This window comes from uncultured Coprobacter sp. (assembly GCF_947855755.1).
Classification (GTDB): Bacteria; Bacteroidota; Bacteroidia; order Bacteroidales; family Coprobacteraceae; genus Coprobacter.
The window spans coordinates 100,795-115,513 of record NZ_CANUAR010000003.1 but is presented as its reverse complement, the minus strand read 5'-3'; the positions used below and the strand labels follow the sequence as shown (position 1 = coordinate 115,513).

Sequence of the window (14,719 nt, the reverse complement as noted above, 5' to 3'; positions counted from 1 at the left end):
TAATCGCTTTCTATCATTTCGGAACATACCCTTTATACTGTCCCGTTTCTTCATTATCAATAATAGACTGTGCAGTTTGCAGTACAGAAAAAGCGTAATTTCTCAACTTATTCCGAATCGTGTCGTTTGTTACGGTACTCCCCTCCTCTCCGTCCTGAACCTTAAACAACCATTCCTGTTCGTCTCCGGGACGATATATATAAAAATAATCTCTATCCATACAGCCGACCGCATCATCCGAAGTGAAAAGAATGCAAGAACGATTTTGACGGAACAAGTCGATCCCGAACATATTATTTATATACGAGATACCCAACATTCCCAAAATTGTAGGACCGACATCTATTTGTCCGCCTAATACTTCCGACTTACGGGGAGACTGTCCCGGTTCATATATAATCAACGGTATATGATGATAAGTCAACGGCATATCGGATTTCGGACTTCCTACTAATTTCCCGTGATCGGCAAGAAACACAAAAATCGTATTTTCATACCAAGACTGGCGAGATGCCTCATCCATAAACTTACGCAAAGACCAGTCGGCATATTCGACAATTTGTTCTTCTGTCTCTTTACTATGCGGCTTAAAGTACGGAGGAATTATATAAGGAGGATGATTACTGATACTCAATAACGTAGCAAAAAACGGTTGTGCAGAGCCCGATCGTTCGGTCAAAACAGGAATTGCATATTCATACAAAAAATCATCCTGGACACCAAAACTGTTGACGACTTTTTCGGATGGATAATTCTCTTGCGCATAAATTTCGTCATATCCGTTCGATCGCAAAAAACCGTTCATATTATCATATTGCGACTCATGAGTCATAAAAAAAAGCGTACGGTATCCATTTTCTTGCAAAATACGAGGTAATCCCGTGTAAAAAGGAATAACAGCTCCTTTCATCAAGTTCTTTTTCATCATTGCCGGATAACCGTATAAAGTAGCATATAATCCGTGATTCGTATGCGTACCGGCAGAATAAAAACGATCAAAACAAGTTGCCTGTCCGGCAAGACTATCCAAAAATGGAGTCAAGCCTCGTTTATCGCCATAACGCTCCATGAACTTTCCGGACATAGACTCCATCAATACCAGTACGACATTCTTTCGGACGAATGGCGTATCGGCATTTATTGTCCGGGCAATAGGCGATATATCCGGAAATGACTCTTCGATAGCAAGAAATTCCCGGACATTCTCGATCGCTTCTTGTTCATTCATAAGTTTCAGGCTCTTATTCTCTTTTTTTGTCGATTCTAAAGTACTACGCAACAGGTTAAAAGTCGGATTTATCCCCAACTGGTTCAAAAAAGTATTATTACAATAATATGCCGCACTCACACGAATAGGATTATACCCCATACGTCCTCGTATGCCGAACAGACAAGCCCATAAAGTCAAAGCCGTTAAAACGATGATTCCGCCGACAGATTTCCATGATCTGAAACGATTCTTCTCAAAAGAAGCGACCGTCAGTTTACGCACCCGACGTAAAAAAACAGAAAATATAGCGACTGCCACTATAAAGAAAAAGATAGGCCAACGATATGCAGGTTCACCGAACATCATTTTCAAAGTAGTCTCTCCATATCCCATCCAATTAAATATGGATGCATTGAGATGCTTAAAAAAATATTCGAAATAGGGTATATCCGATGCACTGATAGCAAAAGTGATTCCGTACATAATACCCATAAATATAGTTAAGCCTCTATACAACCGAGCGCCGTAATAACCGAACCATGCAGAAATGGAGGCAACAGCCAACGGCAAAAGCAAAATATAACAAGCAACGACATTATCGAACCATAATCCTCTTAAAAAAGCTTCGGACTGCAACAGATATTCCCCACTTTCATCCCCGAGATTAGCTGTTCCCCTAAAAAACAAGATCAGCCGAAAAAGAGATAACAACAATAACCCTGCAATATGTATTGAAAAAAGAAATCGAAGGGAATAAAGATAATTCTTCATAATACGTGATAATTTTGACAATTTGCTAACGAATTGCAAATGTATCTTTTTTCTACGAAATAGCAGTGATCTTCGTTAAGAGCCTATCTAAATTTCCAGTATAAAATTATATACCCGAACTTTTTGACCCCCTTTTCGATCTGTTTCTCCGTTCCTGCACGTCACATAGCCCATACATTTGATCAAAAACACAAAACCTCTCTAAAAAATGTACGTGAAAATCTATACAGACTCTAAAAGGATAGCATAAGTAACAATATTTACTCTTATTCAGCTAATTTGTGCACCTTAGTTTTATAAATAGTATATAATATTGCACTCATAAAATTAGCTCTTAAATCCATAACATTATGACACATAAAATTATTTTGTCGATTTGCTTGTCATTTTGCATAAGTTTGTCTATACAAGCTCAAACTCCCGCTTTCCCCGGTGCTGAGGGATATGCTCGTTATACGACTACCGGAGGCAGAGGCGGGGCTGTCTATCATGTAACGTCTCTGGCCGACACGAAAGAGCCGGGAACATTGCGCCATGCTATCGGGAAAACAGGTCCTCGTACAATCGTTTTCGATGTATCCGGAACGATAGAACTCAACGAACCTCTCAGTATCAACAAAGGAGATATTACTATCGCCGGACAGACAGCTCCGGGAGACGGTATCTGCCTGAAAAATCATTCTCTTGCAATAAAAGCCGACAATGTTATTATTCGCTTTATCCGATGTAGGTTAGGCGATCAGGAAAAAGACGAGAATGATGCATTGTGGGGACGAAATCATAAGAATATCATCATAGACCATTGCAGTATGAGCTGGAGTACCGATGAATGTTCTTCTTTTTATAACAATGAAAACTTCACTCTTCAATGGTGTATCCTAAGCGAAAGTCTGAGAACATCGATCCATGCTAAAGGGAATCACGGATACGGAGCAATATGGGGAGGTCAAAAAGCAAGTTTTCACCATAATCTTTTAGCCTGTCACGATAGTCGTAACCCTCGTTTTTGCGGAAGTCGTTATACGAACCGTCCCGATCTGGAACTTGTAGATCTTAGAAACAATGTCATCTACAACTGGGGATCGAATAGCGGATATGCTGCAGAAGGCGGAAATTACAATATTGTAAACAACTATTATAAACCAGGACCGGCAACATTGAAAAACAGAAAACGTATTTTTTCTCCGGGAGTAGATGATGGAAAAAACAATCAACCTGCCGGCGTTACGGGAAAATTTTATGTCGACGGAAACTATATGGACGGAGCTCCCGATGTAACCAAGAATAATTGGAAAGGTATAGAGCCGAAACCTAAAACTATGGACAAAGATATTTTCAAATCAGACACCGAATTTCCATTCGAAAATACGACAACCCATGACGCCCAGAAAGCTTTCCTCGCTGTTTTACGTTATGCCGGAGCATCTTATGCCAGGGATATTATAGATACACGCGTAACTAACGAGGCTATGACCGGGACATTCAAATACAAAGGATCAAAAGGCAGTACAGGAGGAATTATCGACAGCCAGAACGATGTAGGAGGTTATATCACTTATCAATCGTCACCAGCACCTAAAGACAGTGATGGCGACGGAATTCCTGACGAATGGGAAATAGCTCACAATCTGAATCCGAATGACAAAACAGACGGGGCTAAAACCCATTCGAGCGGTTACACTTATCTGGAAATTTATTTAAACAGTCTGGTCGAAGAAATCGTGAAAGCAGGTAATAAAAACGCTATCATCTCTGTAAAAGAGATTTATCCGGTAATAAAATAACGTTTTTTCCATGATTATCCACCTAATAGCACAAAAAATACACGTTTATAGTAAAATAAAGGAGTTGTTTTGCAATATAAATATATAACACCTTTTTAATAAATAACATGATGAACAAATTTTTCAAACCGATACTATTCGGTACTATTATTTTTTCAATGTTCACCACATCCGTTTTAGCAAAAAGTAAAGGAGTATCATCTCAAGAACTCTATAAGAATCTCCCTTTCAAAATGGATCCGGTACAACGCCCCGTATTTCCCGATTATGAGGTTACTATAACTCAGTTCGGAGGTGTAGGAGACGGGACTACACTCAATAGCGAAGCTTTTGCCAAAGCGATAGAGGCCTTAGAAAAAAAAGGAGGCGGAACTCTTGTTATACCGCAAGGAATATGGTACACAGGACCGATCGTATTGAAAAGCAACATTCATATACATCTACAAGGAGGAGCTATAATTTTATTCAGCGACGACTTCGATTTATACCCGATCGTACATACGTCTTTCGAAGGATTGGATACACGCAGATGCCAATCACCTATAAGTGCCAAAGGAGCTGTCAATGTCGCTATAACAGGAAAAGGAACTATCGACGGAAACGGAGATGCTTGGCGTCCTGTCAAGAAATCGAAACTCACGGCAAGCCAATGGAAAGCTTTGTTACAAAAAGGTGGAGTATTGAATGACAAAAAGGATATTTGGTATCCCTCGGCAAAATCGAAACTCGGAAACGAACGTAGTGACATGAATGTCCCTCGCGGGTTGAAAACCGACAAAGAATGGGAAGAAGTAAAAGACTTTCTTCGTCCGGTACTGTTAAGTTTTATCGATTGCAAAAACGTATTGTTGCAAGGTGTAACTTTTCAAAACTCTCCCAGCTGGAATCTGCACCCTCTCATGTGTGAAAACGTAACGATAGAAAATCTCAATGTCCGCAATCCTTGGTATTCTCAAAACGGTGACGGATTAGATATAGAATCTTGCAAAAACACGATCGTTACGAATTGTTCTTTTGATGTCGGTGATGACGGAATCTGTATAAAATCGGGGAAAGACGCTGACGGACGCAAACGAGGAATACCTTGCGAGAACGTTATCGTCGATAATTGTGTCGTATATCACGGACACGGAGGTTTTGTCGTAGGAAGCGAAATGTCTGGCGGTGTGAAAAATATATCGGTATCGAACTGTCAATTTCTTGGGACAGATGTCGGACTGCGTTTTAAAAGTACTCGAGGACGCGGAGGCGTCGTAGAAAATATTTTCATCAAGAACATCGACATGATCAATATCCCCACCGATGCGTTACTGTTCGATCTGTACTACGGAGGTAAATCCGCATCTGAAGTTCTCGCCGACGGAGATGAAGTAAAAGAAGAAAACGACATCCCTGCCGTAACCGAAGAAACTCCGGCTTTCAGAAATATTACAATTTCAAGAGTCAACTGTCAGGGTGCTCGCCGGGCGATGTATTTTAACGGACTTCCCGAAATGAACGTACAAAATGTAACTGTCAGCGATTGCAATATCACAGCACAATTGGGTGCAGAAGTTGTCGAAACTACCGGAGCAATATTCAAGAACGTAAAAATATCTCCTTCTAAAGGAGCTGCATTGACGATTAAAAACTCGAAAAATATTCTTGTAGACAATTTTTCTTGTCCGACCAAAGAGGGAGCGCTTACTATCAGCGGTGAAAAGACTGAAAACATTCAGATCAAAAACTCATCCCGACTAGAAGCAAATGCAAAAATAGGAACTGAAGTTTCCGACAAAGCAATCGTTTTGAAATAATGACTTCGGAAAATTATCGAAGTTATCCTTTAATATCATATTATTTGTGTGTTGACAAAACCATAAGCCGAAACAAATCGTGCTTATGGTTTTATCTCAGAACCAGTTTAAATTTATGGAAACTCTTTTTAATTGTTCGTCCCGACAAATTTATTACATGAAATATTTAACCGTTTTCATTTTCATATTCTCAAGTCTGTGGGTACAAGCTCAAGTAACTCGGACATGCAAAGTCCGGAATAATTCGAATGAACGAATTTACGATGCGGCTATCGTTCTACCTGTAAAAGACAACAACGTAAAAGGAGTCACCATCTATTATAAAGGAAAAGAAATTGCATCTCAGCTCGATGATCTCGACCAAGACGGCATAGCCGATGAAATCGTTTTTCTTTCGGATTTTAAAGGTAAAGAAAAAAAGGAATTCACTATTATATTTTCTGAAAAGCCATTCCCGACAAACAGATACGCAGCCCGCGTACATGCGCAAATGTTCAAAAAAGAAAAAGATAAATCCATTACTCCGATTACGGAAGCATCTTCTCCGACCGGAACGCTCTACAAAAACCTTCATCATCACGGACCGGCATTCGAATCTGAACTAATGGCTTACCGCATTTATTTTGATAAAAAACAGACTGTGGATGTATATGGCAAATATCATAAACAATTGGAACTGGCACGTTCGCTTTGGTATCCGACAGATGAACAACTTGCCGAAGGATTCGGCGATGACATTCTGAGAGTGAGCGGAAGTGTCGGAGTCGGGACACTAAAAGGTTGGAACGGGAAAAAGGCCGTACATATAGAACCGGTAGATAATCGAGAAGCCCGCATCATTGCAAGCGGTCCATTAAGAACGATAGTAGACATGAACAGCTACGGGTGGCTTTACAATGGGAAAAAAATAGATTTGAAATCTCGCTATATTTTATACGCAGGACATCGCGACGCAGAAGTTTACAATACATTTACCGAAGATACGGACAGTTTGATTTTTTGTACCGGAGTACAAAAAATCAAAGACTGTGAAATGGAACAAAACGGAAAAGACAGAGTTGCCGTATGGGGCACAGATTTCCCCGTAAACGATACAATAAAATACGGGAAACAGACTCTCGGCTTAGCAGTAGATCTTCGAAAAGCAAAATGTATCAAACCTGCTGAAGACAAAGCGAATTATTTATATTTAATCGAACCGGATGATAATAATCAAATAAATTATCGCATAACCGTATGTTCACAGAAAGAATCTTTCGGTTATCATAATTCAAAGGATTTTTTCAAATATGCCCGAATTTGGGCTTCCCGACCTTGCGATTTGTTAGAAATAAATTATTAAATTTGTTTCGAAACCAATTGTGAAAAGCTTTGAAACTTAAATTTACTATCATCCTAACACTATTATGCTGCGTTAAAGGGCTATCATACGCCCAGCCAAAGTGCAGTTTCGCCCATTATGCTCCTGAAGACGGACTATCCGGAAAGACTGTTATGAGTATTACTCAAGACAAAAAAGGGTTCATGTGGTTCGGAACATGGAACGGATTAAGCAAATTCGACGGATACCGGTTTAAAACTTACAAATCTACGCCTTCCGATCCTGAAAGCTTGATGAATAACCGGGTAGATTTAATCATCGAAGATAGTTACCAATACATTTGGGTACTCTCTTATGACGGTCAGGTACACCGATTCGATCCCCGTTCAGAAAAATTCAACAATATTCCGATAAACATCCATGAAAGGAGCAATCACGGAAAAGGAATCACGCATATTCAGCATGCCGGAGAAGGAAAAATGTGGCTATTATCCGACACTGAAGGTTGCTTCAGAATCGAAACTGATCCGGAAACTCACAATTTAACCAGCTATTGGTATTCTACAAAAAATAAAAAACTACCGAGCGATGTCGTAAATAAAATTTATACCGACCCTCAGAAAAACAGCTGGATCATGACAAAAGAAGGAATGGTTTCGGTCGACTCCAAAGGAGATTCTCATCTTGTACATTATCCAGCATCTGTACGTCAACCGATTATATATGACGCTTTATACAGTGAAGGGAACATGTGGTTTTCCTCCTCGTCAGGACAAATATTCCGACAAAATGGTAACGGAATATCAGAACTGATTCAACTTCCGACCAAAGACATAATCCGTTCCATAAAACAACTTAAAAACAAACAACTTCTTTTTCTTACCGAACGAGACGGATTTTTTATCTATGATATAACATCCCGACAAATATCCCATATAGGACAAAATACATTCCCGTTACAAGCCCGTCATCAGCAAATGATTTCGGCTTTTATAGATTCCCATAACGAAATATGGTTACTACTTTCAGAAACCGGTGTTTTACATCATAATCTCAAAAACGGTACTACCGATTATTTTTGGTTAAAAGGAGATGTCATTAACCCCTATTCATATCCTCCTACACCTTTTATTTCGGAAGATTGCAAAGGCAGATTATGGATACGTCCGTCCGGAGGTGCATTTTCCTATTACGACAGGCAAGAAAACAAACTAAAATATTTTTATAATGCACCGGAAGATCCGGCAAGAAAATTTTCGAATATTCTACACACCGCTTTCTCTGACCGTCAGGGAAATCTTTGGCTGTGTACACACTCGAAAGGTCTTGAAAAAATAAGTTTCGTAGAAACTCCTGTCGAAATACTCCGACCGAACACTTCGACAAACTCTTTCTCTGTAAATGAGGTGAGATTTCTGTTCAAAGACGATCAAAATAATCTATGGGTAGCAACAAAAGAAGGCTCATTATACCTGTATGACCAAAACTACTCCCCCATAGGGAAATTATTAGAGAACGGAAAAATCGGTAGCGGCAACCCATTCAAAGGAATTGTTTACTGTATTTTTCAAGATAAAGATAAAAATATTTGGTTAGGGACAAAGGGCAATGGTCTTTACAAGTTAACCGGGAAAGATATTCACACCGGATTTCGTATGGAAAGTTTCAAACATGAACGGAAAAATCCTTTCAGCCTGAGCCATAATAATGTATATTGCGTCACACAAGATACAGAAGGACGGATATGGATAGCCACTTATGGTGGCGGTATCAATTATATCGATACCTCTAACGGGCAAACACGATTTATCCATCCGGGTAATCAATTGAAAAACTATCCGATGACCTCTTGTTTCCGTACACGTCATATCAGCTGCGATAAAAACGGGAATATGTTTGTCGGAACAACAGGCGGGCTTCTCTGTTTCTCTACACATTTCACGTCTCCGGAAACCCTTGAATTCAACCATTTGCGACAAGACAACATGTCGAAAGACGGCCTTACGGCCAATGATGTACACTATATTTATCCGGCATCGGATAACACGATTTATATCGGTACTTTCGGAGGTGGACTGCTGAAAATAACACCACCATATCAATGGAATGACCGTTTCAAATTCGAGAATTATATTTCTCAAACTCCTCAACCGAGTGACATCGTGTACAGCATTACCGAAGATAACCGAGGATATATATGGATAGGAACAGAAAGCACCATTACCAAATTTAAACCGAAAGAAAATTCCTTTGAGAACTATGGCATCGAGTCGGGAATCGACGTCCGTTATTTTTCAGAAGCGACTATTTGCAACATGGGTAAAGAGATTCTTCTCGGCAGTGATGACGGAATTTATATCTTTTCGCCCGAGAAACTGAAAAAACAGGATTATTTTTCGCCTTTGACATTCAGCCGTTTTCTTTTGTTCGGGAAAGAAGTAGATCCGACAACAGAAGACTCTCCGTTAAAGGAACTTTTAGATGATCAGGAAGAAATGACACTGACACACAAACAATCCGATTTCAGTATAGAGTTTTCAACTTTGGATTTCAGAGATCCTTCTTTGATTCATTACGCATACAAATTAGAAGGCTTCGATAAAGATTGGACATACGCAAACAACCAACGGACTGCGACTTACACCAATTTACCGAAAGGAGAATACATTTTCCGCGTAAAATCGACAAATAGCGATGGGAAATGGATCGATAACGAAAGAGAGATCAAGATAAAGGTTTTACCGTCATTCTGGAACAGTACGGCCGGATATATATTTTATATCATAATATTGCTTCTTATTATGGGAACTGTCATGTATGTATTATTCACTATATACCGTTTAAAACACGAAGTGCAGATGGAGCACACCCTGACCCAAATGAAGCTTCGTTTTTTTACGGATATTTCTCACGAACTTCGCACTCCTCTGACATTAATTGCCGGACCGGTAGATTATATTTTACATAATGAAAAAGTAAATCCCGAGGTTAAAGAACAACTTCAATTAATAGAACGGAATACAAACCGTATGCTTCGGTTGATCAATGAAATCTTGGATTTCAGAAAAATTCAAAACCAAAAGATGCGTCTAAGCGTAGAAGAAATTAATTTCGGAGTCGAAGTACAAAGGATCTGCGAAAATTTTTATCCATTAGCAGAAGAACGCCACATCCATTTTTCTGTTGAAGATCATTCGCACGGAGCAATTTTATGGGCAGATAAAGAAAAACTCGAAACGATCCTGAGCAATTTGCTTTCGAATGCCTTCAAATTTACATTCTCGAATAAATCTATTACGGTCAAAACTTCTGAAACGAATGACAACTTAATCCTTCAAGTTTCGGACGAAGGAATAGGTATCGACAAAGATAAAATCAACTTGATTTTCGACAGATTTTCCAGTTCTGAAAAACAAAATCTCTCTAAGCAGCCGGGAACAGGAGTGGGGATGCACTTGACAAAAGAGCTGATCAATATGCATGGCGCTACCATACAGGTAAAAAGCATTGAAGGCAAAGGCAGCACATTTACCGTAACTTTCAGAAAAGGGTATAGGCATTTCGGGAACGAAGCCGATTTAATCAAAAAAGAGCTGACAACCGAAATAACGGATAAAGAAATTGAAAATATTCAGGAAAATACCGGATATACGGGCAATACAGAAAATTCGACGCAAGAGCCTACCGGAAAACCTGTTATACTGGTTGTTGAAGATAACATCGATTTACAAGAATTTCTTCGCACCATCCTATGTTCTGAATATGAAGTCCATAAAGCCATAAATGGTGCAGATGCTTTGAATCGGCTAAGCAATTTACAACCGGATATTGTCATTTCGGATGTTATGATGCCCGAAATGGATGGAATAGAGTTTACTCGGAAACTCAAAGAAGACATTAATACAAGTCATATTCCTGTAATTTTGCTCACAGCAAAATCATCGCTTGAGAATCAAATGGAAGGCTTGGAAACCGGGGCAGATGATTATATCACTAAACCGTTTAGCGCAACTTATCTGAAAGCCAGAATCGAAAATATTTTACGAGCGCGTAAAAAACTTCAGGAATATTACGCTTCTCACTCTACCGATAACAAAAATTCTGAAACAAAAAGTCCCGATCAACCGGTACTGAACTCTCGTGATCAGAAATTTATCGATACAATTACCGTCGTATTGGAAAAAGAACTCGATAACAGCGACTTCACAATCGATGAATTAGTATCACAGGTAGGGTTAGGAAGAACAGTATTCTTCAAAAAGTTGAAGGCGCTTACCGGTCTTTCTCCCGTAGAATATATAAGAGAATTTCGCTTGACAAGAGCTACCGAACTAATCTGTAACGATGAATACAACATTTCTCAAATATCTTATATGGTAGGGATCAGCGATCCTCGCTATTTCAGTCGGTGTTTTAAACAAAAGTACGGAATGACTCCTACTGAATATAAAGATAAGATACAGGGAAAAAGCAAGTGAATAAAAAACAAAAAACTCTCTACAACGGGAGTTTTTGTTTTTATTATTCCGAATGTATCAAATATTCCACCGTTTATACCGAAAAATACGCTCTTTTATTTCCTATGTGATATAATATTGCATTTAGAAAATACCTAAATAAACAGAATCATGCGGAAAATTTTATTTTTAGCGTTTCAATTCTTGATTTTACACGTTTCTGCAACAACGTATTATGTGTCGGCAAATGGAAAATCGGAGGGCGACGGAAGCAAAGAAAACCCCTACAACATAACGACTGCTGTAAAAAAAGCAAATCCGGGAGACGTTATCTATCTTGCCAAAGGGACTTATTCTCTATCGGAAACCGTTAAAATAAGCAGAAACGGAACAGCCTCTTCTCCAATTAAGATGCAACCCGAGCCGGGCGGACGACCGGTTCTGGACTTCAGCGACCAACCGCGTTTTGACAGTAATGCCCGAGGAATTCAATTGTCAGGAGATTATTGGCACATTACAGGATTGGATATTATTAAAGCCGGTGACAATGGCCTTTATATCGACGGGGGAAACCACAACACAATAGAATTTTGCAGATTCAGTGAAAACGGAGACACCGGATTACAAATCGGAGGGGGGGCGACATATAACCTCATTCTGAACTGCGATTCATATTATAATGCGGATAAAAATATGGGAAATGCAGATGGTTTTGCCTGTAAAACAAGTGCCGGAACAGGTAACATATTTAGATATTGCCGTGCATGGATGAACTCTGATGACGGATATGACGGATATTTGAAAGACAGCGACGATATTACTACAACTTACGAAGGCTGTTATGCTTTTATGAACGGAATGTTGCAGGACGGAACTTCGGCAGGAGACGGAAACGGTTTTAAAATGGGAGGATGCGATGCTGACGCATTACGCTCGCATAATGCCATATTAAAAAATTGCGTAGCTGCCAAAAATAAAAAAAACGGTTTCGACCGCAATAGCAATATAGGTAGTATGACTCTATATAATTGTACATCCTATGCTAATGGAGGAAACGATTATATTTTCGTAGCTGCGAAAGAAAAACAGCAGGATTTGGCTGAAGGGAAAAAAATAACAATAAAAAATTGCATTTCAGTATCGAACTCAACACCGAGTATAAGCTGCCGTGCAGATCAGGTAGATATGAGTCATAACACATGGGACGAGAACCTGAATTGCAATACGGATGATTTTGTAAGTCTGAACGTAAATCAATATTTAGCAGACCGCGACGAAAATGGAAATTTACCGGATTTCACCTGTCTGCATTTGAAATCGACCAGTTCGCTTATCGACAAAGGCACTGTCATTACTGGTATTTCTTATAACGGTAGCGCTCCCGATTTGGGCGCATACGAATATCAACCGGGAGATATAGACGTCGATCCGACCGACCCTCTCGAAGACTATACCGTAAACTTCAGCACAATTCCGGGAATTTTTTCAGCCGAGACAATAGAAGGAGGAGCTACCGGAATACAGCACGGAATAACCATAGGCGGAACTGGTAGTAAATCGGGAAGTTTTATTCCATCGCAAGCTGCGAATGCACCGGGATCTTCGGGAGCTGCCAGATTAGACGGAAGCGGATCTTATGTACAATTTCCCAAACAATCTAAAGTAAAACAAGTAATATGTTATGTCGCTGCATCAGGTGTCAATATCAATTCTCGTTCTCTGTCATTACAAAGTTCTACAGACGGTATAAATTTTTCCGATGTTCCGGGAGGACTGCTGGAAGTAACTAATGATGCAACAGGAAAAACAATCTGCGTCGATTTCGACGGAACAAAAGACCTGTTTTTTCGTCTTATTTCAAAATCTTCGGGATGGAACATATATGATTTTATCGTAAAACCGGATAACACAACCACCGGTATTTCCGAAACGGAAGTAACCGATGCAACGAATATCCATTTAACCGGAAACATTCTCTATCTTCCCGAAAACGAATCCGTTACTATATATAATATATCCGGAAAACTTTGTTTTCAAAATAAAAACACGACAACAATCGATTTTTCAACTCAGAATAGAGGGTATTACATCGTTCGAGTAAAAGATATGAAAGGGAATATTATTATTTCAAAAATAATGTACTAAATTGCTTAATAACTAATCATTTTTACGAGAAAGGCTGTCTCCGAATGAAAAAGAGACAGCCTTATTTATGTATAATAGAATATTTTCTTTATCGGTCAAAATTTTGTATTTATACCTTTATCAGTTCGTAATCACGTGTACCCAAACCGATTTTTTCGGCATGTTCCAATCCTGCCCGCCAATTAGTATCCGGATGCAGACAGGCAAATTTATCTACACCTTCGAGATGTTCATGCGGATGCTCTTCTGCTAAACGACTGCCCGGAATCAACGGAGCATTCATTACCAAATCGGCACAAGCCATATCCAAAGCAACCGGATCGAGAGATGCAGCCATACCCAAATCGGGAACAATAGCCGCATCATTATGATTCCAGCAATCGCATTCGGGCGATACGTTCATAATAAAACTGATATGAAATTGAGGTTTATCTTGCAATACGGCCAAAGAATATTCGGCAATCTTATAGTTCAGCCGTTCCGAAGTATCGCCTTCACCTAACTGAGCGGCATCATATTGACACAAAGCCACACATTGCCCGCATCCGACACATTTTTCATAATCGATTTGAGCAATATGACGATCATTCAGGTGTATCGCATCATGAGCACAATGTTTTACGCAAATATTGCAACCTTTACAATTTGCTTCCTCTATTCTGGGTGATGAGGCAGAATGCAGTTCCAGCTTTCCTCCGACACTGGCACAACCCATTCCGAGATTCTTCAAAGCACCTCCGAACCCGGCTTGTTCGTGACCTTTAAAATGGTTCATCGTCACGATCACGTCTGCATCGGCAATTGCCGTTCCTATTTTTGCAGTCCGGCAATATTCCTGATTTATTTCGATCTCTTTATAATCAGTTCCTTTCAGTCCATCTCCGATAATCACATCGCACTGTGCCGAGATAGGATTGAAACCATTCTCCATAGCGCTACGTAAATGATCGACCGCATTGGAACGACGCCCCGAATAAAGGGTATTACAATCGGTCAAAAAAGGTTTCGCCCCTAAACTTCTTAACAAATTAGCCATACGAGCTGCATAATTCGGACGGATATAAGCTAAATTACCCGGCTCGCCAAAATGAATTTTTATTGCAGTAAACGGATTTGAAAAATCCAATCCTGCAATACCTGCCCTACGGCAAAGACGCTCCATCTTATCCAACAAATTACTGGATGGTGTCGTGTGCAGATCGGTAAAAAAAACTTTAGACTTTTCCATATCGATA

7 protein-coding genes are annotated in these 14,719 nt (G+C 39.6%); 5 read left to right on the top strand and 2 right to left on the bottom strand.

What is annotated here, in order from left to right; genetic code table 11:
* Positions 1-13 precede the first annotated feature (13 nt).
* Complete coding sequence (locus tag Q0093_RS03160; protein WP_297928414.1) at positions 14-1,981, bottom strand: LTA synthase family protein; 1,968 nt, start codon at positions 1,979-1,981, stop codon at positions 14-16.
* A gap of 350 nt (positions 1,982-2,331) precedes the next feature.
* Between Q0093_RS03160 and Q0093_RS03155 the strand changes: the two genes are divergently transcribed.
* The 5 genes from Q0093_RS03155 to Q0093_RS03135 all read left to right on the top strand — a co-directional run bounded on the left by Q0093_RS03155 (position 2,332) and on the right by Q0093_RS03135 (position 13,484).
* Positions 2,332-3,765, top strand: coding sequence for a pectate lyase (locus Q0093_RS03155; protein ID WP_297304148.1), 1,434 nt, complete (start codon positions 2,332-2,334; stop codon positions 3,763-3,765).
* Between the two features lie 158 nt (positions 3,766-3,923).
* Positions 3,924-5,561: a glycoside hydrolase family 28 protein gene (locus tag Q0093_RS03150; protein WP_294176780.1), complete on the top strand. Its 1,638-nt coding sequence runs from the start codon at positions 3,924-3,926 to the stop codon at positions 5,559-5,561.
* Positions 5,562-5,718: 157 nt separating this feature from the next.
* The gene (locus tag Q0093_RS03145) at positions 5,719-6,903 is read left to right on the top strand and encodes a DUF4861 domain-containing protein (protein WP_297928413.1); all 1,185 of its coding nucleotides are present in this window, start codon (positions 5,719-5,721) and stop codon (positions 6,901-6,903) included.
* 29 nt (positions 6,904-6,932) lie between these two features.
* The gene (locus tag Q0093_RS03140; RefSeq protein ID WP_297928412.1) at positions 6,933-11,360 is read left to right on the top strand and encodes a two-component regulator propeller domain-containing protein; all 4,428 of its coding nucleotides are present in this window, start codon (positions 6,933-6,935) and stop codon (positions 11,358-11,360) included.
* Positions 11,361-11,510: 150 nt separating this feature from the next.
* Positions 11,511-13,484 (top strand): right-handed parallel beta-helix repeat-containing protein, encoded by a 1,974-nt coding sequence (locus Q0093_RS03135; protein ID WP_297928411.1) that lies wholly within the window; start codon positions 11,511-11,513, stop codon positions 13,482-13,484.
* Between the two features lie 109 nt (positions 13,485-13,593).
* Here the strand turns inward: Q0093_RS03135 and Q0093_RS03130 are convergent, their stop codons facing one another.
* Entirely contained in the window at positions 13,594-14,712 is a 1,119-nt protein-coding gene (locus tag Q0093_RS03130) for a DUF362 domain-containing protein (protein ID WP_122337184.1), read from the bottom strand.
* Positions 14,713-14,719 lie beyond the last annotated feature (7 nt).